Source organism: Bradyrhizobium sp. USDA 4532 (genome assembly GCF_024171315.1).
Classification (GTDB): Bacteria; Pseudomonadota; Alphaproteobacteria; order Rhizobiales; family Xanthobacteraceae; genus Bradyrhizobium; species Bradyrhizobium australafricanum.
The window spans coordinates 1,821,746-1,843,580 of the sequence record NZ_JALJZN010000001.1; the positions used below are offsets into that span (position 1 = coordinate 1,821,746).

General features: G+C 64.0%; 30 protein-coding genes and 1 pseudogene. 13 read left to right on the forward strand and 18 right to left on the reverse strand.

What is annotated here, in order from left to right:
• Positions 1-9: 9 nt before the first annotated feature.
• Positions 10-1,227 carry a S1C family serine protease gene (locus J2R76_RS08760; protein WP_076832153.1) on the reverse strand — a complete coding sequence of 406 codons (1,218 nt, stop codon included), beginning with the start codon at positions 1,225-1,227 and terminating at the stop codon, positions 10-12.
• A 274-nt stretch (positions 1,228-1,501) separates the two neighbouring features.
• On the opposite strand from J2R76_RS08760, the gene J2R76_RS08765 reads away from it, so the two are divergent.
• Positions 1,502-1,852, forward strand: a complete 351-nt coding sequence (locus J2R76_RS08765; RefSeq protein ID WP_076832150.1) for a zinc ribbon domain-containing protein YjdM — start codon at positions 1,502-1,504, stop codon at positions 1,850-1,852.
• Positions 1,853-1,863: 11 nt separating this feature from the next.
• Here the strand turns inward: J2R76_RS08765 and panD are convergent, their stop codons facing one another.
• The 8 genes from panD to J2R76_RS08805 all read right to left on the reverse strand — a co-directional run bounded on the left by panD (position 1,864) and on the right by J2R76_RS08805 (position 8,191).
• Positions 1,864-2,253, reverse strand: a complete 390-nt coding sequence (gene panD, locus J2R76_RS08770; protein WP_057020066.1) for an aspartate 1-decarboxylase — start codon at positions 2,251-2,253, stop codon at positions 1,864-1,866.
• A 242-nt stretch (positions 2,254-2,495) separates the two neighbouring features.
• Positions 2,496-2,798 carry a putative quinol monooxygenase gene (locus tag J2R76_RS08775; RefSeq protein ID WP_057019963.1) on the reverse strand — a complete coding sequence of 101 codons (303 nt, stop codon included), beginning with the start codon at positions 2,796-2,798 and terminating at the stop codon, positions 2,496-2,498.
• A gap of 112 nt (positions 2,799-2,910) precedes the next feature.
• Positions 2,911-4,194, reverse strand: a complete 1,284-nt coding sequence (locus J2R76_RS08780; protein ID WP_076832148.1) for a cystathionine gamma-synthase family protein — start codon at positions 4,192-4,194, stop codon at positions 2,911-2,913.
• Positions 4,195-4,377: 183 nt separating this feature from the next.
• Positions 4,378-4,638 (reverse strand): PepSY domain-containing protein, encoded by a 261-nt coding sequence (locus J2R76_RS08785; RefSeq protein WP_057019961.1) that lies wholly within the window; start codon positions 4,636-4,638, stop codon positions 4,378-4,380.
• Between the two features lie 128 nt (positions 4,639-4,766).
• Positions 4,767-5,504 carry an ROK family protein gene (locus tag J2R76_RS08790; protein ID WP_076832145.1) on the reverse strand — a complete coding sequence of 246 codons (738 nt, stop codon included), beginning with the start codon at positions 5,502-5,504 and terminating at the stop codon, positions 4,767-4,769.
• A gap of 228 nt (positions 5,505-5,732) precedes the next feature.
• A complete protein-coding gene (locus tag J2R76_RS08795; protein WP_076832143.1) occupies positions 5,733-6,470 on the reverse strand; it encodes a DUF6065 family protein in 738 nt (245 codons plus the stop codon).
• Positions 6,471-6,479: 9 nt separating this feature from the next.
• Positions 6,480-7,736, reverse strand: coding sequence for an outer membrane protein (locus J2R76_RS08800; RefSeq protein WP_076832140.1), 1,257 nt, complete (start codon positions 7,734-7,736; stop codon positions 6,480-6,482).
• A gap of 137 nt (positions 7,737-7,873) precedes the next feature.
• Positions 7,874-8,191, reverse strand: coding sequence for a hypothetical protein (locus tag J2R76_RS08805; protein ID WP_253623928.1), 318 nt, complete (start codon positions 8,189-8,191; stop codon positions 7,874-7,876).
• Between the two features lie 5 nt (positions 8,192-8,196).
• Between J2R76_RS08805 and J2R76_RS08810 the strand changes: the two genes are divergently transcribed.
• Positions 8,197-8,382 carry a hypothetical protein gene (locus J2R76_RS08810; protein WP_253623929.1) on the forward strand — a complete coding sequence of 62 codons (186 nt, stop codon included), beginning with the start codon at positions 8,197-8,199 and terminating at the stop codon, positions 8,380-8,382.
• Between the two features lie 1,095 nt (positions 8,383-9,477).
• On the opposite strand, the gene J2R76_RS08815 is transcribed toward J2R76_RS08810, so the two are convergent.
• Together J2R76_RS08815 and J2R76_RS40785 are read right to left on the reverse strand one after the other, a co-directional pair.
• Positions 9,478-10,200 carry a substrate-binding domain-containing protein gene (locus J2R76_RS08815; protein WP_309143568.1) on the reverse strand — a complete coding sequence of 241 codons (723 nt, stop codon included), beginning with the start codon at positions 10,198-10,200 and terminating at the stop codon, positions 9,478-9,480.
• A gap of 81 nt (positions 10,201-10,281) precedes the next feature.
• Positions 10,282-10,416, reverse strand: a pseudogene (locus J2R76_RS40785) (LysR family transcriptional regulator); the annotation flags it as partial.
• A gap of 116 nt (positions 10,417-10,532) precedes the next feature.
• Between J2R76_RS40785 and J2R76_RS08820 the strand changes: the two are divergent.
• Positions 10,533-11,336: an alpha/beta fold hydrolase gene (locus J2R76_RS08820; protein ID WP_076832135.1), complete on the forward strand. Its 804-nt coding sequence runs from the start codon at positions 10,533-10,535 to the stop codon at positions 11,334-11,336.
• A 265-nt stretch (positions 11,337-11,601) separates the two neighbouring features.
• On the opposite strand, the gene J2R76_RS08825 is transcribed toward J2R76_RS08820, so the two are convergent.
• Positions 11,602-12,270: an FMN-binding negative transcriptional regulator gene (locus J2R76_RS08825; protein ID WP_076832132.1), complete on the reverse strand. Its 669-nt coding sequence runs from the start codon at positions 12,268-12,270 to the stop codon at positions 11,602-11,604.
• Positions 12,271-12,356: 86 nt separating this feature from the next.
• Positions 12,357-12,599 (reverse strand): hypothetical protein, encoded by a 243-nt coding sequence (locus J2R76_RS08830; protein WP_057019953.1) that lies wholly within the window; start codon positions 12,597-12,599, stop codon positions 12,357-12,359.
• 588 nt (positions 12,600-13,187) lie between these two features.
• Between J2R76_RS08830 and J2R76_RS08835 the strand changes: the two genes are divergently transcribed.
• From J2R76_RS08835 to J2R76_RS08865, 7 genes are all read left to right on the forward strand, one after another.
• A complete protein-coding gene (locus J2R76_RS08835) occupies positions 13,188-13,361 on the forward strand; it encodes a hypothetical protein (protein ID WP_194295402.1) in 174 nt (57 codons plus the stop codon).
• Between the two features lie 10 nt (positions 13,362-13,371).
• Entirely contained in the window at positions 13,372-14,244 is an 873-nt protein-coding gene (gene pdxY, locus J2R76_RS08840) for a pyridoxal kinase PdxY (protein WP_076832126.1), read from the forward strand.
• 18 nt (positions 14,245-14,262) lie between these two features.
• Positions 14,263-14,889, forward strand: coding sequence for a LysE family translocator (locus J2R76_RS08845; RefSeq protein WP_076832123.1), 627 nt, complete (start codon positions 14,263-14,265; stop codon positions 14,887-14,889).
• Complete coding sequence (locus J2R76_RS08850; protein WP_076832119.1) at positions 14,889-15,233, forward strand: tRNA-binding protein; 345 nt, start codon at positions 14,889-14,891, stop codon at positions 15,231-15,233. Before J2R76_RS08845 ends, J2R76_RS08850 begins: the two co-directional genes overlap by 1 nt.
• Positions 15,234-15,373: 140 nt before the next feature.
• Complete coding sequence (locus tag J2R76_RS08855) at positions 15,374-15,604, forward strand: DUF6894 family protein (RefSeq protein WP_028332292.1); 231 nt, start codon at positions 15,374-15,376, stop codon at positions 15,602-15,604.
• Positions 15,605-15,613: 9 nt separating this feature from the next.
• Positions 15,614-15,787: a hypothetical protein gene (locus J2R76_RS08860; RefSeq protein WP_168857013.1), complete on the forward strand. Its 174-nt coding sequence runs from the start codon at positions 15,614-15,616 to the stop codon at positions 15,785-15,787.
• A 323-nt stretch (positions 15,788-16,110) separates the two neighbouring features.
• Positions 16,111-16,347, forward strand: a complete 237-nt coding sequence (locus J2R76_RS08865) for a hypothetical protein (protein WP_016840755.1) — start codon at positions 16,111-16,113, stop codon at positions 16,345-16,347.
• 89 nt (positions 16,348-16,436) lie between these two features.
• Here the strand turns inward: J2R76_RS08865 and J2R76_RS08870 are convergent, their stop codons facing one another.
• The gene (locus tag J2R76_RS08870) at positions 16,437-16,622 is read right to left on the reverse strand and encodes a hypothetical protein (protein WP_076832116.1); all 186 of its coding nucleotides are present in this window, start codon (positions 16,620-16,622) and stop codon (positions 16,437-16,439) included.
• A 128-nt stretch (positions 16,623-16,750) separates the two neighbouring features.
• Between J2R76_RS08870 and J2R76_RS08875 the strand changes: the two genes are divergently transcribed.
• Positions 16,751-17,479: a bifunctional 2-polyprenyl-6-hydroxyphenol methylase/3-demethylubiquinol 3-O-methyltransferase UbiG gene (locus J2R76_RS08875; protein ID WP_076832112.1), complete on the forward strand. Its 729-nt coding sequence runs from the start codon at positions 16,751-16,753 to the stop codon at positions 17,477-17,479.
• 104 nt (positions 17,480-17,583) lie between these two features.
• On the opposite strand, the gene J2R76_RS08880 is transcribed toward J2R76_RS08875, so the two are convergent.
• The 3 genes from J2R76_RS08880 to J2R76_RS08890 all read right to left on the reverse strand — a co-directional run bounded on the left by J2R76_RS08880 (position 17,584) and on the right by J2R76_RS08890 (position 19,093).
• Entirely contained in the window at positions 17,584-17,790 is a 207-nt protein-coding gene (locus J2R76_RS08880; protein ID WP_057019948.1) for a hypothetical protein, read from the reverse strand.
• Positions 17,791-17,894: 104 nt separating this feature from the next.
• Positions 17,895-18,119, reverse strand: coding sequence for a hypothetical protein (locus J2R76_RS08885; RefSeq protein WP_076832109.1), 225 nt, complete (start codon positions 18,117-18,119; stop codon positions 17,895-17,897).
• Positions 18,120-18,511: 392 nt separating this feature from the next.
• Positions 18,512-19,093, reverse strand: a complete 582-nt coding sequence (locus J2R76_RS08890; RefSeq protein WP_143271147.1) for a septal ring lytic transglycosylase RlpA family protein — start codon at positions 19,091-19,093, stop codon at positions 18,512-18,514.
• A 589-nt stretch (positions 19,094-19,682) separates the two neighbouring features.
• On the opposite strand from J2R76_RS08890, the gene J2R76_RS08895 reads away from it, so the two are divergent.
• Complete coding sequence (locus J2R76_RS08895; RefSeq protein WP_253623930.1) at positions 19,683-20,558, forward strand: hypothetical protein; 876 nt, start codon at positions 19,683-19,685, stop codon at positions 20,556-20,558.
• Between the two features lie 74 nt (positions 20,559-20,632).
• Here J2R76_RS08895 and J2R76_RS08900 read toward each other — a convergent pair whose 3' ends face one another.
• Positions 20,633-21,262 (reverse strand): L,D-transpeptidase, encoded by a 630-nt coding sequence (locus tag J2R76_RS08900; protein ID WP_016843930.1) that lies wholly within the window; start codon positions 21,260-21,262, stop codon positions 20,633-20,635.
• Between the two features lie 175 nt (positions 21,263-21,437).
• Here J2R76_RS08900 and J2R76_RS08905 point away from each other — a divergent pair, with 175 nt between their 5' ends.
• Positions 21,438-21,821 carry a hypothetical protein gene (locus tag J2R76_RS08905; protein ID WP_016843931.1) on the forward strand — a complete coding sequence of 128 codons (384 nt, stop codon included), beginning with the start codon at positions 21,438-21,440 and terminating at the stop codon, positions 21,819-21,821.
• The last annotated feature ends 14 nt before the right edge of the window (positions 21,822-21,835 follow it).

Below are 21,835 nucleotides of genomic sequence, written 5' to 3' on the forward strand. Positions count from 1 at the left end.
AACGCAGCCTCACTTCGGCGCGCCGGCGGGCGCCTGCGACTGCGCGAGCTGGCCGAGCGTCACGCTCAGCGAATTCGGCGCGTTGTCCCGCAGCATCGAAAGCTTGACCGAGCTGCCCGGCGCGCCCGCATAGACCTTCTTGGTCAGCTCGTTGGCGCTCTTGATCGGCTCGTCATTGACCGAGGTGATCACGTCGCCCCGCCTCAATCCGGCCTTCGCTGCCGGACCGCCGGTCTGCACGCCGACCACGACCGCGCCGTGCAGATTGTTCGCACCCAAGCTTTCGGCAATGCCGGGGGTGATCGATTGAATCTGGGCGCCCATCCAGCCGCGCGTGACCGAGCCCTTGTCCTTCAGCTGCGGGATCACCGTCTTCACGGTATCGGCGGGTATCGCAAACGCGACACCGACCGAGCCGCCGGAGGGCGAGAAGATCAGGCTGTTCACGCCGATCACCTCGCCATGCGTGTTGAAGCTCGGCCCGCCGGAATCGCCGCGGTTGATCCGCGCGTCGATCTGGACGAAATCTTCCGACGACCCCGTTTCCAGGTCGCGTGCACGCGCCGAGACGATCCCCGCGGTGACGGTGTTTCCGAGACCGAATGAATTGCCGGCCGCGAGCACCCAATCGCCGGTGCGCGGCGCTTGATCCGCGAGCTTGACATAGCTGAAGTCGGTCCGCCCATCGACCTTGAGCAGGGCCAGGTCGCTGACCGGATCCTTGCCCAGGACTTTCGCCTTGTAGACCTTGTTGTCGCTGGTGCGGACATCGGCGCGGTCGCTGCCGCCGAGGACATGATTGTTCGTCACCGCATAGCCGTCCGCCGAGATGAAGAAGCCCGAACCGATCGAGGTCATCTCACCCAACTTCGGCAGATTGCCCGGTCCGCGCCTGCCGGGATCCGGAACGGCCCTTCCCGGCGTGTCCTGATCGGGAGAGCCGTCCGGCCCGAGAGAACCGCCGGGGGAGTCACCGGGAGACGAGTCGTCGTCATCCGCCGCTGCCGCCACCTTGGCGTTGACGCCAATCACGGCCGGCCCGACCTTCTCGGCAAGGTCGGCGAACTCGCCAGGACCACCATTGCCATGATCCGCGCGCGAAGTCGCCGGCTGTGCGTGGGCAAGAGTTGCGCTCACAAGACTAGCGCCCACCAGCAACGCCGACGTGAAGGCGGCGGTGACGAGCGACGTGCGAAGGCAGACGAAGGCTGGATTTCTCTGATTCATCTTCCGCGTCCATGTTTGGGATCAGCCGATTGCTCCTGGATGAATTGCCGGCCCGGACGCGACGATCAGTGAACCGTTCCCCGCAAGCACAGGGGCGCAATGCCGAGCGACGGACGGCAACGGATAGAGGCGCAGACCGTTCCACCGGCATCCGCGGGTGGACGAGTGGCTCGCCACCTTTGCGCCGCTTTGCGCATCAAATCGCCGGGTTTTTGCTTGCTTTGGCCGCCTGTGCCTCTACGGTGCGCCCGCAACGACGGAGACGATCTCGACTATGGACGCCGCAATGAACTGCCCGAAATGCAATTCCGAGCATGCCTATCAGGACGGCGTTCTCTGGGTTTGCCCGGAATGTGCCCATGAGTGGAGCAGCGATGCGGCCGCGGCCGCCGAGACCGCCCAGCAAGCGGGCGTGCGCGACGCGCATGGCAACCCGCTGACGGACGGCGACAGCGTCATCGTGATCAAGGACCTCAAGGTCAAGGGCTCGTCGTCGGTGGTCAAGGGCGGCACCAAGGTCAGGAACATCCGCCTCACCGAGGGCAGCGACGGACACAACATCGCCTGCAAGATCGACGGCATCGGCGCGATGAATCTGAAATCGGAGTTCGTCAAGAAGGCCTAGCGTAGCCCAGCTTACGCATCCGCCAATGCTTTCGCCGGTGAGGCGGCAGCCTTCGCGACGTGCCGGTTCTTGTCGTCGACCAGCACGACCCGCGGATGAAACTTGCGCGCCTCGTCGGCGTCGAAGCTGGCATAGGCGACGATGATGACCTTGTCGCCGGCCATGGCGAGCCGTGCGGCCGCGCCGTTGAGGCCGATGGTGCCCGATCCCGCCGGCGCCTCGATCACGTAGGTCGAGAAGCGCGCGCCGGTGTCGATGTTATAGATGTCGACGCGTTCATTGATGAGGAAACCGGCGGCCTCGATCAAATTGCGGTCGATCGAAATCGATCCCTCGTAATGCAAGTCCGCTTCGGTGACGTGCGCGCGATGAATCTTGCCCTTCATCAAAGTCACTTGCATCGAGACCATCCCGTATCGTTGCGTCGGAATTTTCCGCGCCGCCAATAACGGCGCGCCGCCTCCGCGTCAACGTTGTCCGGGTGTACGCTCGCTTCGAGCGCAGTTCCGCCACGATGGGTTTGTCCTGAAATCGTCGACCGCGCCGGGCTGCAATGCTCCGCGCCACCGAAATCGGAGAATGAATGCGCTGCGGCGGAGCCTTTCCGGAGCAGGCTATTATTTGTGACCCGGTAGCGAACGCCCTACTCTCGCTTGCTCGCAATCTCGTTCGCCAAGACCACTATCACCTCGCCGTCGAGGATCGGCTTCGCGACCTCAAAGAAGCGCGCCACAGCCGGCGAATTGTTGTGCCGGTCCATCGCCGCCTGATCCAGGTATCGCTCATACGTCGAAAATATCCGCGGACTGTCGACATCCTGCGAGACGTAGTAGCCGACGGTGGACGGCTCGTTGGCGCGGACATGCTCGACGACGTCGAGCAACGCCTGACGCATCGCCGCCTCATGGCCCTTCTTCGCGCGGATGATCGCCGTGATTGCCAGCATGCACTCTCTCCGGAGGTTGGTAGCCCGTAGGACGGGTTTCGTGGAGTTTATCATCGGGCCGCGCGACGCGCGGCCCCGTTGGCTCGACCCATCCTACACGCTTTTGACTGGCTCACACCCGGCTCAACGCCTGCGCGATGTCGGCCACCAGGTCGGACGGATGCTCGATCCCGATCGAGAGCCGGATTGTCGAATCCAGCACGCCGATCCGCTTGCGGATGTCGGCTGGCACGCCGGAATGCGTCATGGTGGCCGGCAGGCTCGCGAGCGACTCGGTGCCGCCGAGGCTGACTGCGAGCTTGAAGATCTGCAGCGAGTTGAGGAATTTCTCCGCCGCCTGCTGCCCGCCGACGATATCGAACGAGAAGGTCGAACCGGCGCCGCTGCTTTGGCTCGCGAACACGCGCCCCGCAGGCGACGCCGGATCGTGATGGCCGAGATAATGCACCTGCGCCACCTTGGGATGGTCGCGCAGATAGTCGGCGACGATCCGCGCGTTGCGGTCGGCCTTTTCCATGCGCAGACTGAGCGTTTCCAGCGAACGGCTGATCATCCAGCAGGAATGCGGATCGAGCTGGGTGCCGATCGCGCCGCGCAGCGCCTTGATGTCCTTCATCAGCTTCTTCGAGCCGAGCGCCGCGCCCGCGATCAGGTCGGAATGGCCGCCGACATATTTCGTCAGCGAGTACAGCGAGAGATCGGCGCCGTGCTCGATCGGCCGCTGAAATACCGGCCCGAGCAGCGTGTTGTCGCAGGCGATGATCGGCGTATGGCCCTGTGCCTTGCCGATCGCATCGGCGATGCGCCGCGTCAGCGCGATATCGACCAGGCCGTTGGTCGGATTGGCCGGCGTCTCGATGAAGATCATCGCGACACGGCCCTTCTTCATCGCCTCGTCGGCAGCGGCGCGGATGACACTCTCGTCGAGGCCGTCGGCAAAGCCCACGGCGTGAATCGAGAAGCCCGCCAGTGTCCTGGTGAACAGCGTCTCGGTGCCGCCATAGAGCGGCTGCGAATGCAGGATCACGTCGCCGGGCCGCGCGAAGGCCAGCACCGTGGTCGAGATCGCCGACATGCCGGAGGAGAACAGCGCGCAGCTCTCGGTGCGCTCATAGATCGCAAGCCGGTCCTCGACGATCTCGCTGTTCGGATGGTTGAAGCGCGAATAGACCAGCCCCGCCCCCATGCCCTCCGGAGGCTCGCGCCGGCCCGCGACAAAGTCGAAGAAGTCCTTGCCGTCCTCGGCGGTGCGGAACACGAAGGTCGAGGTCAGGAACACGGGCGGCTTGACGGCCCCCTCCGACAGCTGCGGATCGTAGCCGTAGTTCAGCATCTGGGTTTCCGGATGCAGCAGGTGATTGCCGATATGGGTTTTGGACGGAAACGGTTTTGTCATGGCCGGTCTCCTGTTCACGGGCCGCCGCGCTGGCGGCGATTCCCGGAATGATGGGACCAGCATACCCCAGCTTTATGCCATTCAGCCAAAGCACGGCATCAGACAGTTCTGGATAACGAACGGCCGGCGTGCGCCCTGCTCCGCCGGCCGTTCCGAATTTTCACGCAGCGGTGAAGACGCGGGCTACCAGCCGCGATCCACGTTGCGCACCTCGCCGGTCCGCGCGTCGACATCGACCTTCATCCAGCGGCCGAGGCGGTCACGCCCCTCGACCTCCCACTCGTCGCCGAGGAACTGGGTGTTGGACACCGTCACGATGCCGAGACCGGTCGCGACATCGAGCGCGGCCTCCATCGAGACCTGGCTGCCGGAATCGTAGGCCATCGCCGGCGTCGCTGCGCCGATCGCCAGGGCCGCGATCGCGGGAATAATGAAACTTCGCATGGCTCACTCCTCATGGAACAGGATGTTATGCCGCATAAAACGAGCGGCGCACCCATCAGTTCCGACAACAGGAGTGCGAAGCAGCGCGAAACTTCGGCAGTTGCGGCGATTTGGTGGCGGTTCCGGTTTCATCGACGCGCGCCGTTCGCCTTGCGCGCTCTCTTCTTCCACATTCGAAATCCGCCCTCGAATGCGTTGGCGTTGTCGCCGAACCTCACCTTGGGCGGCGGGTTGTCGACCTTGTCGGCATTGCCGCCGCCGAGCACGATGTACTCGGGCTCCAGCGCGGCGGACAGCCGCGCGATGACGTCGTCGACGCTCTTGCGCCATTTCTTCCGGCCGCGCCGCTCGAGACCCGCGGCGCCGACATAATCCTCGAACGTCGCGCCCTTGCGGTACGGCAAATGACCAAGCTCCATCGGCTCGTAAACACCGTCCACGATCATCGCCGAGCCGAGGCCGGTGCCGAGGCCGAGAAACAGCATCCGCCCGCCCTGATAGCTGCCGATCGCCTGCATCAGCGCATCGTTGACGACCCTGGTCGGGCGGCCGAACGCGTGGTGAAAATCGAAGCCGGCCCAGCCGCGGCCGAGATTGTGCGGCTCGGTCAGCGGACGGTTGTGAACGACGGGTCCCGGATAACCGACCGAGATCACATCATAGGACCAGTCCTTGGTGAGCAGCTTGACCTGCCGCACCATCTCGGTCGCGGACAGAGTTGGACCCGACTCGAATTCGCGCTTGATGCGCTCTTTGTCGGTCATGACCTTCACATGCGTGCCGCCGACGTCGATCGCCAGCACAGTGCGGCGCGACGCGGGCCCGTTCGTCTTCTTGCTGGTCTTGTTGCCTGCCTTCTTGGCCATCAATCCACTCTCCTATGCGCGCCGAGTGGAGCAGAGAAACGCATCGCGCACCACAGCGACGTTCTGCATCTGACTCCAATTTGTTCGCCAAGAACGAATCGGAATCGAACAAGTCAGGAGAGTCCAAACATTAAGAAGTCGTGTGCATCATCAACGGCGCGTAGCGATTGCGCTGCGGGGCGATGTGGGGCCGTGCGCTGTCCGCACAAATTCGGCCCGTCGGCCGGACTAATCCTTTGACACGAAATCCTTCAAGCGAAGCCGGCTCCGGTGATCCGCATGCGTTTCCTCGCCCGAGGGATTGAGGCCCCGAAAATAGGTCTTTTGCCACCGCTGCTGCGTTGCCCCCGATCCCGGGTCCTGCAAGTCGGTATTGAAGGCGTTGCGGCCTTCGGACCACAGTCTGTGCTCGCGCTCGATGTCGGGCGCCTTCGATAGTGGCAACGTCTCCGGCTCGATCCGCTCAAGACTGCCACGCTCAATCGGAAAAAGATGGCAATAGGGCTCCCCCCGCTCAAATCGCATCTTTGTGTTTGAACGCGTGAATCGCCAGTTCATCGTGAAGGTGTACGGTGACCAATCCGTCTCGATGACCCCGCTCAACGGCGCAATGGCGTCTTTCGGCCTGTTGATGGGTCCGGTGACAAAAAGGTCGAAACCAGGATCGGTGCGGAACAGGCACGGGACGTGGAAGGTCAATACACCATGTCCGAAGTGACTCACAGCCGGCGCGTCGGTGCCGAAATCAGCCTTGACCCGAATGGTCTCCTTATGATTGAGCCCGTCCCAACGAGCCGAGAAGCCTGACGGACAGAGCAGTTCCCAGCCATGGGCGTTTGCAATGTTGAGTGGCAGGCAGCGGTACGCATAGCGCTGGTCGGAAGCATCCATCCAATCGCGCTCCGGCGATGCAGGCCGGATGTGAACCGCATGGCCGTCCATCGTATAGGCAATGAGCTTTGGCATCACCCAGCCTTATCGCGAGAACCAGCTGCTGCCGCTGCTTGGCGGACCAGTCAACTTATAGCTCAACCCTACGCGAACAATGTTTTCAGTCAATTTCGCCGAGTGGTCCCAAGCGTACGCGCTGAGCCCACCGATGTTCTGCGGTGCCGGGGCCGTCCGATCACCGAGATCGACATAGAGATATTCGAACTTGGCGGTCCAAGGGCCGCTCACGACGGCCTCCCAGCCGACGCCCGCCGTCCAGCCCGGCTTCGCACGGGAGTCGGAGCCCGCAAATCGAAAGCCACTGAAGCCGGGAAAATCTGTTGCCGTCGAAAATGCATAATCCGCATAGGCGAGGCCCGCGGTCACGTACAGCATGTTCGATTGATTGGCCAGGATTCCCAGACGCCCACGGACCGTGCCGAGGTAATTCGAGCGAAAACTGTTTTCCCAAGTGGTTGATACGCCGGCCGCGAGCGGAAACGGCCCGCGCAGCTGGGACGATTGCAGATCTGTGTAGTTGATGTCGGTTTCTAGTCCGATGACCGTCTTGTCATACTGCACGTTGCAGGAGAGGCCGCCGCCGGCAGTCAGCCCTCCCGTGTTCCGGGTACTGATCGAGCCCGCCTGTTGAGCGGCGATTTCGGGAAGGACGCCGTTACGTTGCGCGAAATCGATGATGGCGCCATTTGGATCGGAAGAGAATTGCGCCTTGGCTGAACCATACCCCGCATTCACGCCGACACTGCAGCCAGTCCAGCTGAACGGGGCGACTGGCGGCGGCGCCTTGACCGGCATATAAGCGGCCAACGCCGAGTTCGTCTCGTCGAAGCGCATCCGGAAATGCGCTTTCGCCTCCCAGGCATCGATCCCGGGTGTGAAGAATGACAAATAGCCGCCCGATAGCCACAGTTCGGCTTGCGATCCAAGTTGGGCGCGAACGCCGCCACGCAGCTGTCCATGCCAGCGCGTGAGCCCAATGTCGGTGCCGTCGATCGTGGTAACGGTATCGACAAGCTGTTGCGTGTCGTATCGCAACGTTGCCTGGACGAACGGCTGCAGTAGGAAACGCTGGTCGACCACGAAATCTCGATTGACCTCCACAGAACCTTCGACGTGGCCCCAGCTGTAGGCTTGGCCGGGGATGGGAAATCCCTGGCCGCTTGTAACGCCCCCGACGTTGTCGTGAGCATGAAAAAACGTGAACCGGGGCACGACGCGCGCCCATGGCGTATCGACAATCTGGGTCAGGCTCGCCGATAGAAACACGCGGTCGACAGGCATATTGGCACCATGGCCGAAAACGTCGAAGGCACGATCAAGCCGTGCGTAACCGAGCCAGGCATCAAACAGTGTCGTCGGGCTGACGAGCCATCCCAGGTAGGGTCCGCCGCCGATTCCCGACTGGTAAATCGATGCATTCAGTCCGTCGTAGGTGACTTGGTGCTTTCAGGATTGAACGCAAAGCCGGCAACGAGATCCGGGCTGACACGGTAGTCGAGCCCGTATGTGAGTTCAGACAGCGTGCCGTACGACGTGAGTCCGACGATGCGGTCGGTGAAATTGACCTGGCGCGGTGTTACCCAAGCATGCCAACCGTGGCCGATCGACGCATAGGAAGGATTGGTGGCGATGCTTGCGTACTGGTTGAACCCCGCAAAGATCGCGTCCGAGATGAAGTAGCTGCGCGCAAAGTCCGTCCCCAACGCGCGTGCGAGGTTCGCATGCGGCACCGGCATTGGCGATGGCGGCGGAGGTGGTGGCGGCGCCGGTGGTGGTGGTGGCGGCGGTGGCCCCGGCGGAGGCGGTGGCGGCGGTGACGGTGGCACCGGAGTGGGTGGAGGTGGAGGCGGAGGCGGAGGTGGCCCCGGCGGCCCTGGTGGCGATGGCGGCGGCGATATCGAACAGACCTGGTCACGGAACGCATTGACATCGTTTGATATGGATTTTTCGCCGATCAGAGGTCCTAGGACGCTGCCCCAGGCCCTGAACTTCTCATGATCGTCGAACGATGGCGGAAACACCTCGGTTGCAGTGTCCGTTCGCAGATCGAGGAAGGTAGGTCCTCCGGTAAGCGTTCCGCTCTTGCTGAAGCGCCACATGAATCCAGTCTGCGGATCGCCCTGCACGCTGCTCGCATTGATGCAATAGTCATTGGTCGCGGAGCGATAGCCGTCGAAGCCCAGATGGATTCGGTCCGCGGCGACCGCGACGTTGCCGGAAACGAGCGACGCCGCGGTCCCCAATAAGAAGGGACGAACTCGCGTCTGCCAGTATCGCTCCGTCGGAGCGGAACATGCGTGCTGTCGGTTGGATCCTACCGAGGCTTCGGTTGGCATCGTTGATGGAATCAAGGCCGAACGAGTTCGCGGTGCATCCATCCGCGGTCTCCACAAATCGGCCCCACTGCACGCTAACGCTTGGGGATGAAATATTCAGTCACATAATTGCGGCGTGATGAATTGCTACCTGAAATAGTTCCTTGATGTTGCCGCGTGGCAACGATTCACTACAATTTCCACGATAGTTCCTCGCAACCTCGCGCGATCGGTGCCGAACTCTCCGCATCGTCGCGCAAGCTATGGCATAAACTGCACCTTGCTCCCGTGGGCCGCACAACGATCGCGTTCGCGATCCGACTCCAGTTTGTTCGCGCAGAACGAATCGGAATCAGGAAAATCGGCGCGATCCAGATGTTAACAACGCACATACATCGACCGCATCCGAACAATCGATGTTGTATCATGATGGGATTATTGCTCTCGGCGTGCAACACCGCGGCGCATCTCAGGCACACTGCGTTCTCCCGCATCACTGATCGATCGATGAGTCGCACCACGGCCACGTTCCCGATCCGACTCCAGTTTGTTCGCGAGGAACGAATCGGAATCGAAAAATCGACGCAAAACGATACTTAACAAGAGGTTTGCGCGATTCGATGCCGCGGCGCTTCGTACGGCGGATGAGCGCAAGCGTAATCGGACATCCACCGACGACATCACCGCGTCGGGTTACTCCGCGCCCATTATCGGCCGCGCTTCGCGCGGACCGGTCGGGTCGCCCGCCCTGCACGCTGAGCGAGCCGCCAGCCTTTGAGGTGAAGCCAGAGCGCTTCGGCGACCGGTCCGTGCGAATGCTGGCGATGACGGACTGCCGCAAGATTTTCCTCGCGGCCCGGAAAATTCGGTCCGGCGATGCTGATCAGCCTGCCGTCCCGCAGCTCGTCCTCGATCAGCCATGCGGGCAGATGGCCCCAGGCAAGACGATGCAGGATCAGCTCCTTCTTCATCATCTGGTCCGGCACGCTACACTGATGCGCACCTTCGATCAGGAAGAAGTTTTCCGGCGACGCTCGCCGCGCCGTGTCGCGGATGACGCACTGCGCGAAGGGGCGCATCTGCTCCGGCGTGACTTTCTTCGTCCACGCAAACGGCAGAAAGCCGGGAGCGACGACCGGCACCATGGTCGTGCGCGAGAGCCTGATCTGTTCGAAGCGCGGATCGGACGGCTCCGCGCGATGAAACACCAGATCGGCGTTATCATCGATCAGGCGCTCGAGCGGTCCGCCGACCGCCTCATATTCCAGGTGCAGGCGCGTGTTGGGATAGCGGGCAAAGAACGCCGAGAGCATCTGCAGCACCGGCGGCCGCGGGCACAGGTCGCCGATGACGATGCGCAGGACGACTTCTTCTCCGCCTGCAAGCTGCTCCGCATAGCCCCGCAGCAGATCGAGCTCGCGCAGCGTCACCTGCGCGCGTGCGTGAAACGTCCGGCCGGCGTCCGTCAGCCCGATACGGTATCCGCTGCGATCGAACAGCGTGAGGCCGAGTTGCTGTTCGAGCCGGGCGACCGCCGCAAACACCGACGGGTGCGACCGGTTCAGCGCCGTGCCGGCGGCCTGAAAGCTTCCCTCGGTCGCGACAGCGTCAAAGCAGCGCAAATCGTGCAGCTTGATCCGATCCATTGTTCATAAAACCTACAGAGATTGATCAATCTTAGTAATTTTTCTTCGAAGGCGCGAGTCCTAGCCTGGGTCGATGCGAAGCCTGCCGGCTTCCACCAGCACAAGGGACTGACGAGATGAGCGGCGATCGACACTTCACCACGGCGGATGGCTGCCGGATTGCGTACCGCATCGACGGTCCCGACGATCGGCCGGTGCTCGCGCTGTCGAACTCGATCGCCACCAACCTGCACATGTGGGATCGTTCGATGCCGGCCCTCAGCCGGTCGTTTCGGGTGCTCCGCTACGACACCCGCGGTCACGGCGGGTCGGACGCACCGGTGGGCGCCTACTCGATCGACCGGCTCGGCCGCGACGTGGTCGAACTGCTCGACGCCCTCGGCATCGATCGCGCGCATTTCCTCGGTCTGTCGCTCGGCGGCTTCGTCGGGCAATGGCTCGGCATCTTCGCGCCTGACCGCATCGACCGCCTGATCCTCTCGAACACCTCGTCCTATCTGGCGTCCGAACTGGCGTTCGACGAACAGATCCGCGCGGTGCTCGCGGCCACGGACATGAATGGAATCGCAGACGGCTTCATGCGCAACTGGTTTCCGGCAGCGATGCTGGCCACGCCGAACGAGGTCGTCGACGAATTCCGCAACATGGTGCTGACCACGCCGCCGCGCGGTCTCGCCGGATGTTACGCCGCACTGCGCGACGTCGATCTCCGCCGCGTCATCTCGCTGATTGCGGCGCCGACCCTCGTCATCGGCGGCAAGAGCGACACGGTCACGCGGGCCAGCCACAGCGCTGATATCGCCACGACAATCACCGATGCCAAGCTTGTCCTGCTGCCCGGCGTTCACATCCTCAATATCGAGCAGCCGGATCGATTCAACAGCGAGGTCGTGAGCTTCCTGGCGCTCCACCACATGTAGCCCGGATGAGCGAAGCGACATCCGGGACCGCTCCAAGAGTACGTGGTCAGGCCCGCATATCGCTTCGCTCGTGCGGGCTACATGGATCCACGCACCACATGTTCCCCATTCGACTCCATTTTGTTCGCAAAGAACGAATCGGAATCGAACAAATCAGCGCGGAGCGATTCTTAACAACACGTTTGCGGACTCGATGCCGATCGGCTCTATGGCGCGGATTAGCGCAAGCGTAATCCGCCCTCTGTCGCGTAGAGACAGCGCCGGGTTACACGGAGCTGACCCGCCTTCCGCACGGTCCAATGTCGTATTCAAGCTCCGGCCGCAGCGCGTGCATCTTCTCCGCCAGCCTTTGGCTTGCCGTCTCCTCCGCGCGCGCGAGGCGATTGACCAGCGCGACATAATCCGCATCGCTCTTGTGCTGGTTCAGCTTTGACTGGCCCTCGATCTCGTCGACGACGATGTCGATCACCCTGATCCCCGCCAGCATCGCTTCGCGCTTGCCGGGCTCCATCTGCGTCAGGTCCCAGGGTTGCTTTTGCAGCCGCGCCTCGGAGACCGCGAGCAGCGCGTCGCCATGGCCGCGGTTCTCGCCGTGATCGCGCAGATGCGCGACGCCGGACAAATGCACCGCCTCGTAGAGCCAGGTCGAGACGTTGTCGGGTGAGACATACCAGTCGTTCGAGATGTAGGCGTCATCGCCGGAGACGATCAGGAGAAAGCGCCTGACACCGTCGGCGAGCTCGACCAGCGGATTCTTCGCGGTGAGATGGATCTGCACGATCACGCGATCGTCGCGCCGCTCGATCACGAACGGCACGTGGGACGCGCGCGGGCCGCGTGCATCGGCGGCGACGATGGCGCCGAAGCCGCGCGCCGCCGCAAAGGCGAGCGCGCGGTCTTGCTCAATGCGAAACTGGGGACGGAGGATGTGCATGGCGGCGGCGCTCGCGAGCTGGAGGGAGACGACCCAGCAAGGCTAGCGCAACTTTCGCCGGAGATCACCGCCATGCACGATCCGGCTCAGCAGATCATGGCATTGTCGCCGTGATCGCAGACGCCGCCGGGCTGGTCGCGCGGCAGCGCCTCGGACTCGCCGAAATGCGGGACCGCCATGCGCGGCGGACCGCCGCTCCAGCGGCCGGCGGCGGCATGGCTCTTCACGAGCGCGGATGGGCCCGCCGCCGGCACTTCGTGTGCCATGGCCGACGCCGTCAGCATGGCGAGCGCGGTCAGCGCGGCCGCAATCTGTTTGATCCCTGACATCAGTTGCTCCTGTTGGATACGGCGCGCCGGCGCGTTGTTCGCCGCCGCCGATCGGTTCGCGCTCACATCATGATCGATCGCTCTGCCGTCTTATTCCGACGCCATGAGGCAAGCGTTTGGATGCAGGACAGTCCACCCACGCATCTTCTTCCACGTCGATCCGACACGATCGGTTGATCGCAGCGTGACAGACGAGGTCCCGACGCGAACCCGCAAATCAAACCCGGCTGCGCCGCCTGCGACAAAACAGCCCCACGGGCAACTCAGCAAAACCTGTCGATATCAGAATAAGAAAATATTCCGCTTACTGCCCTTTGCTCGCGGCCCATGGGTGCGGTCAGACAAAACATGTCGCGAGAATGCGGATGTATGACTCGCAGCGCACCACACGTTCGATGTCGTCCCGGCGAATGGAGAAAGATGCGCGCGCCGACTCCATCACCGTCATGCCGGCAGTAAAGGCGAGGGCTTTGCCCAGGAATGATCGAGCTTAGCAATGCCGCGGAATCCCAATCCGCCGTTGAACTGACGGCAACTGGCAGGTTACGCTGTCTCCACGCTCACGCCCTCCCGCTGGAAGGATTCCCCATGAACGGCAATCGATATTATGGCGTCCGCGTCGAGGGCGCGAAATACGGCGTGGGGTTCGGCTCGGCGCTGGCGATCGCGATCTCCTACACCAAGAACCATTCGATCCTGTGGGCCATCATCCACGGTATCCTGGGCTGGCTCTACGTCATCTACGCCGTACTGTTCGGGTGATGCGCACAAGATGACCGTCATCTCGATCCAGTCACAGGTCGCCTGGGGCCATGTCGGCAACAGCGCCGCCAGCTTTCCGATCCAGCTGCACGGCATCGATGTCGTCGCCGTGCCGACCACGCTGCTCAGCAATCGGCCGGGCTATCCGACCATCCGCGGCCGGGTGCTCGACGTGCAGCTGGTCGCCGACCTGCTGCGCGGCATCGAGGAGCGCGGCGCGGTCGAGGCCGCGCGGCTGATCCTGTCGGGCTATCTCGGCTCGGCCGACATCGCGATGGACGTTGCCGACTTCGTCGAGCGCGCGAAGGCGGCGAACCCGGCCCTGCTCTATTGCTGCGATCCCGTGCTCGGCGACCGCGACCGCGGCATGTTCGTGCGGTCGGACATCCCGCCGCTGGTGCGCGACCAGCTCTGCCCGCTCGCCGACATCATCACGCCCAATCATTTCGAGTTCGAATTCCTCTGCGGCGCACGCGCGACGACGATCGACGACGTCGTCGCGCAGGCGAGCGCGCTGATGGCGCGGGGACCTGCGACCATCGTCGTCACCAGCGCCGAGCTGGCCGGCACGCCGCACAGCGAGATCGAGACGCTGGCGATCGAGCGCACTCAATCCGACAAGACTTGCGCCTGGCGCGTGCGCACGCCGCGGGTTCCGATCAGCCCGTCCGGCACCGGAGACCTGTTCGCCGCGCTGTTCGTCGCCGCCCGCGCGCGCGGCCTTGCGACGCCGGATGCGCTCAGCCACGCTGCGTCAGGCATCCACGGCGTGCTGGAGCGCACGGCGCAGAGCGGGACCGAGGAAATGCGCATTGTCGAAAGCGCCGGCGTGATGCTTGATCCGAAGCCGCGCTTCGCGGCGGTTACCATCGCCGCATCCTGACATCCGGGACAGGTCTTCATGATCGACATCACCACCCTCCTCACCTACGCCGCCGTCGTGCTCGGCCTGTTCCTGATCCCCGGGCCGGCGGTGCTGCTGGTGCTCGCGCGTTCGGTCACCGGCGGAGCGCGCGTCGGCGTCGCGACCGGGTTCGGGATCGCCCTCGGCGATCTCGTCCACACCGCGATGGCGACATTCGGCCTCTCGGCCGTGCTGATGACCTCGGCGCTGGCGTTCTCGGTCGTGAAATATGCCGGCGTGATCTACCTGATCGTGCTCGGCGTCCGCGCCCTGTTCGAGAAGAACGACGAGCTGGATTTGCCGGCGGCGCAGCCGGTCGATCCGCGCCGCGCGTTCCGGCAGGCGATCTGGGCGGAAATGCTCAATCCGAAGACCGCGCTGTTCTTCCTCGCCTTCCTGCCGCAGTTCGTGCACCCCGGCCACGGCTCGGCGGTGGCGCAGTTCGCGACCCTCGGCCTTATCTTCGTCGTGATGAGCGCGGTCTACACCTCGCTGCTGGCGCTCGCCGCCGGCCAGATCAGCCCGTGGATCAGTCGGCATCGCCGCATCGGGCAGTGGCAGGGCCGCGTGGTCGGCACGATCTACATCGCGCTCGGTGTCCGCCTTGCGTTCCAGGAGCGCTGATGTCCCCGCTCAAGCCGCAGGCCAGCTACGACGACTTCGCCCGCCTCGATATCCGGATCGGCGAGGTCGTCGAGGTGCAGCCGTTTCCCCGCGCCCGCAATCCGTCCTACAAGGTCGGCGTCGATGTCGGCGCCGGGCGAATCATGTGGTCGAGCGCGCAGATCACGAATTACGAGCCGGCGGCGCTGGTCGGCGCGCTGGTCGTGTGCATCTGCAATCTCGGGCCGAAGAACATCGCGGGTTTCACCTCGGAACTCCTGATCCTCGGCGCCAAGGACGCCAGCGGCGAGGTGATCGTGCTCGGTCCGCGCAGCGAGGTTGCGATCGGCGAGCCGATCTTCTGACGTCGGGCTGATCACAGCCGCGTGATTCAAATCGTCTGGAATCCCCGTAGTTTACCGATGGGGGATCACCCGGATTCTCCGTGCCCGCGCGCGCTGCTATTGCAACGCGCGAGAATCGCTTCGGCATGGGAATCGGAAGAATGTCTGCAGTTTTCTTTCACTGCTCCGACGACAAGCACGTCATCCTGGATCGCACCGGCGCCGCCATGGATCTGGCGGAGGCGCGCGTGTATGCGGAGCAACTGGCGCGCAGCTTTGTCATGACACCGAGTGTGGAGGACTGGCGCAACTGGGCGGTCCACGTCACCGACGACATCGGAACCGAGATCTTCGAGCTGCCGTTCACTGCCATCCTCGGCGAGCTGCATTGAGGGCGTGCCATGAATGCGATGGAACTTGCCCTGCAGCCGTTGCGACGCCACCTCGCCCGCCTCGTCGCGCGCTGCGTCGCGCTGATCGATGGCGTCATCAATCCCTATCGCCCCGAACTGTATTACATGCGCGGGCCTGGCCCGAAATGCCGCGCCCGGCGGCAAGCCGCGCTGCGCGACTAGCTTCGCGGCATCCACAACGAGAAAAGGCCGGCGGGCGTTACGCCACCGGCCTTCTCCTGCAGCTGCCGGTTCCCGGAGTCCGGTTCCGCTGCGATTCCACTTGGTCCTGAGCTTGCGACGACTGTTTTAATCAAATCTTAACGGCATGGCGGTGAGCTGGTTCAAAGGACTCCTTCGCCGTGCGGCGTGGCTTGTTCGTTCGTCGTGCTTGATGCGCTGCACATCGTTTTTGCGCCGATCGCACGTTGATTGTGCGCCACGCATCTTAGGGAATGCTCGACTCAGTGTTACCCTGTGATGCAAACCGAAACGGAGACTTCGGAATGCCGTACTACACCTTCGATCTCGTGGTGGGGGACGAGTTCCGCAATCAAGGAACCATCATCCTCGAAGACATCAGTCTCGCCTCCGACCGCGCCGACCAGCTCGCCAACGAGCTGTCGCAGGTCAAGCCGGAGCTGAAGGCGCGCGGCTGCGCGGTGCGCGTCACCGACATCGACCGGCGCGAGCTCTACCGCACGCCGCTCGATCCCGTGCCGCGGTGGCGCAGGGCGGGCTAGCGTCCGTCGGTTAGATCTGCGGCGACCGCGCTCGCCTCGCGCGGTCCCAGTGTTGTTGCGCGACGGCGGGGTCGCTGCCCCGCCCGCCGTCAGCTCTGATGCGGTCCGCGCATCATCTTCAGCGCGTCCTCGATATGGCGCCAGTCGCGCGCGTCGTCGGTCTCGCCCTTGCTCTCGCAGGCCACGGCGTTCTGCGCGGCCTGGGCGATCGCCTGCGGACCGTGCTTCAACAGCATCTGCCGCGCGATGGTGTGGATTTGCATCTCGGCTAACATGGCGCTCTCCTCGGCTGTCGACTGCTGACATCAGAAACCACCGAGCGCCGCGTCTGGTTCCAGCAGCGCGCCGGGCGCGCCACAATCAGCGGTTCCCACCCGGCGCGGCGGCGGCTACAGAGAGAGCCATGGCGCAGAACATCTATGACGATCCCGGCTTCTTCGCCGGCTACAACCAGCTGCCGCGGCAGGTCCGCGGACTGCTCGGTGCGCCCGAATGGCCGGCGATCCGCGCCATGCTGCCCGATGTCGCGGGCAAGCGCGTGGTCGATCTCGGCTGCGGCTTCGGCTGGGTGTCGCGCTGGATGCGCGAGCAAGGCGCATCCGACGTGCTCGGCATCGACCTCTCGCAGAACATGATCGGCCGCGCCGCGGCCATGACGCAGGATGCGGCGATCACCTACGAGATCGCCGACCTCGAGACGCTGGAGCTGCCGAAATCTACCTTCGATCTCGCCTACTCCGCCCTCGCCTTCCACTACATCAGGGATTTCGATCGCCTGGCGCGCATGCTGTATCGCGCGCTGGTCCCGGAGGGGCATCTGGTCTTCACCGTCGAGCATCCGGTCTACATGGCGGCCGTCCATCCGGACTGGGGGCAGGACGAAGACGGCCACAAGACCTGGCCGGTCAACCGCTACTTCATCGAAGGCGAACGCCGGACCGACTGGTATGTGAAGGGCGTGCTGAAATATCACCGCACCATCGGCACCACGATCAACGCGTTGATCGCCGCCGGCTTCACGCTGCGCCATGTCGAGGAATTCTGCCCGACGCGGGAGCAGGTCAAGGCCGCGCCCGAACTGGCCGACGAGCTCGAACGGCCGATGATGCTGCTGGTGTCAGCGCAACGCTAAAGCATGATCCGGAAAAGTGCGAAGCGGTTTTCCGAGGAGATCATGCTCTAACTGAAGAGCTAAAGCGCGATGAAGCTTCAACCCGAACTCATCGCGCTTTGGCGTCAAGCCGCGAGCAGCTTGTCGAACTCCTCGGGCGGGTATGATTTCCCGTCCTTGTCGGTGATCACCACCTGCCACCCTTCGCTCGCCCAGACCTTGGCCTTGGCGATGATGATGAAGGTGCTCTCGCGCTCGATCCTGACCGTTTCGTTCTCGCGTTCTGCGATCATCTTGTAGGCCAACGCTTGTCCCTCGCCGACTTGGTCCATCCGGCGTTTGTTTGCAGCGGCTTTGGGCCGGATTTCGCTGGGACTGTGACAATTTGGTGGAACCGCCGGCGCAGGATCCGCCAGCGCGCAACGTTCGGTCGCGCCTATGCGAGCTTTCCCATCAAGGTCGGCATATCCAGCGCCAATGAGTTGACGCTGCGCGCGAATCGCATCTGCGGCCCCTCGAAGGTGCAGGTCACGGTGTCGCGAAACGCCGATTCCACGCAGGTCCAGGTCATCACGAACGTGCGCAGGTCGCGCCAGCTGCCGCTCGCGACCACGCGCATCAGGTCGGGCTGGTACTCGTGATGCAGCTTGTTGCCAGTCATCGTCGCGGTGCCCTCGCGCGGCGCATCGAGGCCGACCTCGATCCGGTGCGTGCCTCTGCCGTCCTCGAGCGTGCGAAGCCGTCAGTTTCTTGATTGTTGTTTGGCATGGCCGCCCTCCAAAGCAGAACGGAGGTTATGGCGCCGGCTCGCCCTGTCGACGCATGCGGCGCGCATGGCGGCCACAAGAAAAACCCCGCCCTGGAGGGACACCAAGGCGGGGAAGGTTCATTGGGTAGAAATCCACGCGCCTGGAAATGGAGAGCGCGGGGAAGTAGCGGCAACAATTCTATTTGCCGCCGTCATTCGGACAACAGGATTAAAGCGCGCGCAACGCCGGGACTTTTTCCCGATCGAGCTGGCAAAAATCCCGAACCTGGCTTGCGCCACGCTATTTACTGCACCACGTCGAGCCTGACATTCGTGATGCCCTTGCCGATCATGCCGAGCGATTGCGCCGCAGAATGCGAGACGTCGACGATGCGCCCGGGGACGTAGGGTCCGCGGTCATTGACGCGCACGGTGACCGAACGACCGCTCTTGACGTCGGTCACGCGCAGCTTGGTGCCGAATGGCAATGTCGGATGCGCGGCGGTCAACTCGCGTCCGTCGAACTTCTCGCCGCTTGCGGTCGGCTGCTCCTCGCTGTAGAAGCTCGCGACGCCCTGCGACGCAATCTTGGTGTGGCCGGTCCTGCGCGAGGCATACGGCGTATGCTTGCGCGCCGTGGCGACACGTGTGCGTGTCGCAGATGACGCAGCCCGCGTCGGCTCGATCGACGCAGGCCGGCTCGCTAGCGCCTGTGAGCGCTGGCTGACAACGGAGGACTGCGCGCACGCCGCGAGCGACGCCGCGCCGATCATCACGGCAAGTAGCCGGAGCGGCTTTTGGGCATGCGCAAACGGGATCGGGGCCGCAGCACCATGCGCGCTGCATTTGACGCCGACGTACGAGTTGACTGCATCGTCGCGTGACATGTTGCACCCCCAACTTGCGCCCCCAGCCCAAGCCGAAAATCCAACGGCCTATCAGCCGAATCCAATCGGGGCGGAACGGTGGCGGAGCACGGTCGGAGGTGCCGGACGCCATGCGATTTGCCCTCGGGTGTGGTGGATGCGCCACACAACCCAGGGAGCTTTCATCCGGAATGCGGTAGGGGCGCTGCGCGAGAGGCCGTGGACGTTCGTGCGCTTCGTCCCCGGCTTGGGTTCCCGAAACTCCCCAACCTCTCCACCCTCTCGCCTTGCTTTGGTCAAACCGGACTGGAGTCGTGGGGACAGGGTCAGGGGTCAATACAGAGCGTAAATTTGCCGGCCGCCCATTTGCGGTTGACCTTGGAATGAAACGGGGACCGCCATGCAATCGACACTGAAAGACGCAGATCCACACGATATTTTCGCGATCGAACCCAGCTTCGCTCCGGTACGCCCGGACAACGCCGCTGCGCCTGCCGGAAGGGCAGCGCCGGGGCAACGCGAGCCCTATTTCGGCTCGAGCCTCGCGCCTACGTCCACGCCCCCGGTCGCGTCCGCCGCGGCCGTCGCCTCGGTGCCGCCGGTCACGACAATGTCAGTAGCGGCCGAGCCGGCCTATAGCGCGCCAAGCCATGACGGCCGACTGGACGACATCAGATTGGACCGCGCGCCGCGCCCCACCAGCAAATGGGCGATCCGCGCCTTCTGGTTCTGCTTCGCGATCGCTGGCGCCATGGGCACCGCGGCGTGGCAGCACTACGGCGATCGCGCCAAGCAGATCGCCGCCGAGTGGGCGCCTCAGATCGCTGCACTGACTTCGCTGATCCCAGGCAAGGCAGCCTCCGCCTCGGATCAGGTGAGTGCGCCGCCAGCACCGGCGGCGACAACCGATCAGGCGGCAGCTGAAGCTGCACCGGCCACTCCGCCACAGGACGTCGCCACGGCCGTGCCCGCCACGGCCGCGCCGGCGCCCGCCCCTGCCGCGGCACCGGCTGCCGCAGGAGCGCCGGTTGCGCCCGCTACCGCGGCGGCACCAGCCGCAGCGGCACCCGACCAGACGCAATTGCTGCAATCGATGGCGCGCGATCTCGCGTCGATGGGACAGCAGATCGAGCAGTTGAAGACCAGCATCGATCAGCTCAAGGCCGGCCAGGATCAGTTGGCACAGCGCGTCGCGAAGACGACCGAGACCAGGGCCGTCGAGCCGCGGCCGGTCGCTCCGCCGCGCCCGCGCGCCGCGGTCACGCCGCAGGCGGCGCCGCATGCCGCCGTTGCGCCGCCACCGGTGCGCCGGCCGGCGCAGGCCTATATCCCGCCGCCTCCACCGCCTGCATCAGCAGCACCGCTGCCGGCTCCCGCCGCCGCCCCGCAGGCGGTTGCGGCACCGCGGCCGGTGCAGCAGCAGTCCTCGGTTGTTGACGCGGATGATGGCGGCCCGGTGGTTCGGCCGCCGATGCCGCTGCGCTGAGCCTGACCGACCTTTAAAAAAGCGTGCGGCCGATCGCGATGACGCGATCGGCCGCAATACACTTTGTATTCGAATTACGCGCTCTGTCCCGGCGGCAGAACGACCACGGTCGCGCCCGGCTTGACCCGCTGATAAAGGTCGATCACGTCGCCATTGGTCATGCGAATGCAGCCCGACGAGATCGCCTGCCCGATATATTCGGGCTGGTTGGTGCCATGGATGCGATACAGCGTGTCCTTGTTGCCCTGGTAGAGGTAGATGCCGCGGGCGCCGAGCGGATTGGCCGGTCCACCGGCGACACGCTTCGGATACGGCCCGAGCCGCTCCTGGATATCCTGGGTCGGAACCCAATCCGGCCATTCGGCCAGGCGGCCGACAGTGGCGACGCCGGAGAAGGCCATCGCCTCCTCGCCGACGGCGACGCCGTAACGGATCGCCTTGCCGCCGGGCAGCACGTAATAGAGGTAGCGCGCGTCGGTATCGACCAGGATCGAGCCCGGCTGCTCCCGACGGGTGTACTCGACAATGTGCCGCTGGAACTGCTGCGGGATCTTGGCATCCGCATAGGGCGGATGCGCCAGCAATTGCCGATCGCGCGACGTCATCGCGACATCCGTCGCCGGCGACAGCGTCGCCTGCATGCAGCCGCCAAGCGCAAGCGATCCCACCAGCACCGCAGCAAGCCCCAACTTTGACACGATCATTCTCCCCTGCGTCAACTTGTGCCACATGCTGCCGAAATCGTGCTCAAATCGTGGCAGCGCAGGTTGGAACACGTCCGTTTGATCGGTTCTTTCCGTGAGTGTGTCCTAGCGGTTGCACTCGGTTCCCTTGGACGCTAGCTTCACAAAAAACGTCCAAAACCACCGGAGGAAATTCATGCGTTACGCCCTGCTGATCGGCGGCCTGATTGTCGCAGCAACCCCTGCCCATGCCGATCCGCGCGCGGCCTATGTCACGATGGTGCTGCAGGCCTTCGCCGCCAAGGTCGAGTGCCCCGGCACCGATCTGGTCTATCAGGACCTCGTGCAGCGGGCGCAGGACATGCATCTGCCCGACGGCACCACCGAGAAGGTGCGCAAGGCGATCGCCTTCATGCATACCGGCGGCAAGATGGGCGAGAAGCAGGCCGACGACCTGATGACGGAGGTCGCGATCGCGACCCAGACCACCGACCTCGATCAGCGCCGCGCCGGTAGCATGACGACCTGGTGCCAGGACCAGAAGACGCGGCTTGCGGGTTACATCAGGACGAAGGAATAGAAAGCGTTTTCGAG

Coding starts and splice junctions, on each gene's coding strand:
- J2R76_RS08760 (WP_076832153.1), bottom strand. CDS start 1,227: ATGAATCAGAGAAATCCAGCCTTCGTCTGCCTTCGCACGTCGCTCGTC.
- J2R76_RS08765 (WP_076832150.1), top strand. CDS start 1,502: ATGGACGCCGCAATGAACTGCCCGAAATGCAATTCCGAGCATGCCTAT.
- panD (WP_057020066.1), bottom strand. CDS start 2,253: ATGCAAGTGACTTTGATGAAGGGCAAGATTCATCGCGCGCACGTCACC.
- J2R76_RS08775 (WP_057019963.1), bottom strand. CDS start 2,798: ATGCTGGCAATCACGGCGATCATCCGCGCGAAGAAGGGCCATGAGGCG.
- J2R76_RS08780 (WP_076832148.1), bottom strand. CDS start 4,194: ATGACAAAACCGTTTCCGTCCAAAACCCATATCGGCAATCACCTGCTG.
- J2R76_RS08785 (WP_057019961.1), bottom strand. CDS start 4,638: ATGCGAAGTTTCATTATTCCCGCGATCGCGGCCCTGGCGATCGGCGCA.
- J2R76_RS08790 (WP_076832145.1), bottom strand. CDS start 5,504: ATGGCCAAGAAGGCAGGCAACAAGACCAGCAAGAAGACGAACGGGCCC.
- J2R76_RS08795 (WP_076832143.1), bottom strand. CDS start 6,470: ATGCCAAAGCTCATTGCCTATACGATGGACGGCCATGCGGTTCACATC.
- J2R76_RS08800 (WP_076832140.1), bottom strand. CDS start 7,736: ATGCCTGTCGACCGCGTGTTTCTATCGGCGAGCCTGACCCAGATTGTC.
- J2R76_RS08805 (WP_253623928.1), bottom strand. CDS start 8,191: ATGCCGGTGCCGCATGCGAACCTCGCACGCGCGTTGGGGACGGACTTT.
- J2R76_RS08810 (WP_253623929.1), top strand. CDS start 8,197: ATGGCGGCGGAGGTGGTGGCGGCGCCGGTGGTGGTGGTGGCGGCGGTG.
- J2R76_RS08820 (WP_076832135.1), top strand. CDS start 10,533: ATGAGCGGCGATCGACACTTCACCACGGCGGATGGCTGCCGGATTGCG.
- J2R76_RS08825 (WP_076832132.1), bottom strand. CDS start 12,270: ATGCACATCCTCCGTCCCCAGTTTCGCATTGAGCAAGACCGCGCGCTC.
- J2R76_RS08830 (WP_057019953.1), bottom strand. CDS start 12,599: ATGTCAGGGATCAAACAGATTGCGGCCGCGCTGACCGCGCTCGCCATG.
- J2R76_RS08835 (WP_194295402.1), top strand. CDS start 13,188: ATGAACGGCAATCGATATTATGGCGTCCGCGTCGAGGGCGCGAAATAC.
- pdxY (WP_076832126.1), top strand. CDS start 13,372: ATGACCGTCATCTCGATCCAGTCACAGGTCGCCTGGGGCCATGTCGGC.
- J2R76_RS08845 (WP_076832123.1), top strand. CDS start 14,263: ATGATCGACATCACCACCCTCCTCACCTACGCCGCCGTCGTGCTCGGC.
- J2R76_RS08850 (WP_076832119.1), top strand. CDS start 14,889: ATGTCCCCGCTCAAGCCGCAGGCCAGCTACGACGACTTCGCCCGCCTC.
- J2R76_RS08855 (WP_028332292.1), top strand. CDS start 15,374: ATGTCTGCAGTTTTCTTTCACTGCTCCGACGACAAGCACGTCATCCTG.
- J2R76_RS08860 (WP_168857013.1), top strand. CDS start 15,614: ATGAATGCGATGGAACTTGCCCTGCAGCCGTTGCGACGCCACCTCGCC.
- J2R76_RS08865 (WP_016840755.1), top strand. CDS start 16,111: ATGCCGTACTACACCTTCGATCTCGTGGTGGGGGACGAGTTCCGCAAT.
- J2R76_RS08870 (WP_076832116.1), bottom strand. CDS start 16,622: ATGTTAGCCGAGATGCAAATCCACACCATCGCGCGGCAGATGCTGTTG.
- J2R76_RS08875 (WP_076832112.1), top strand. CDS start 16,751: ATGGCGCAGAACATCTATGACGATCCCGGCTTCTTCGCCGGCTACAAC.
- J2R76_RS08880 (WP_057019948.1), bottom strand. CDS start 17,790: ATGGACCAAGTCGGCGAGGGACAAGCGTTGGCCTACAAGATGATCGCA.
- J2R76_RS08885 (WP_076832109.1), bottom strand. CDS start 18,119: ATGACTGGCAACAAGCTGCATCACGAGTACCAGCCCGACCTGATGCGC.
- J2R76_RS08890 (WP_143271147.1), bottom strand. CDS start 19,093: ATGTCACGCGACGATGCAGTCAACTCGTACGTCGGCGTCAAATGCAGC.
- J2R76_RS08895 (WP_253623930.1), top strand. CDS start 19,683: ATGTCAGTAGCGGCCGAGCCGGCCTATAGCGCGCCAAGCCATGACGGC.
- J2R76_RS08900 (WP_016843930.1), bottom strand. CDS start 21,262: ATGATCGTGTCAAAGTTGGGGCTTGCTGCGGTGCTGGTGGGATCGCTT.
- J2R76_RS08905 (WP_016843931.1), top strand. CDS start 21,438: ATGCGTTACGCCCTGCTGATCGGCGGCCTGATTGTCGCAGCAACCCCT.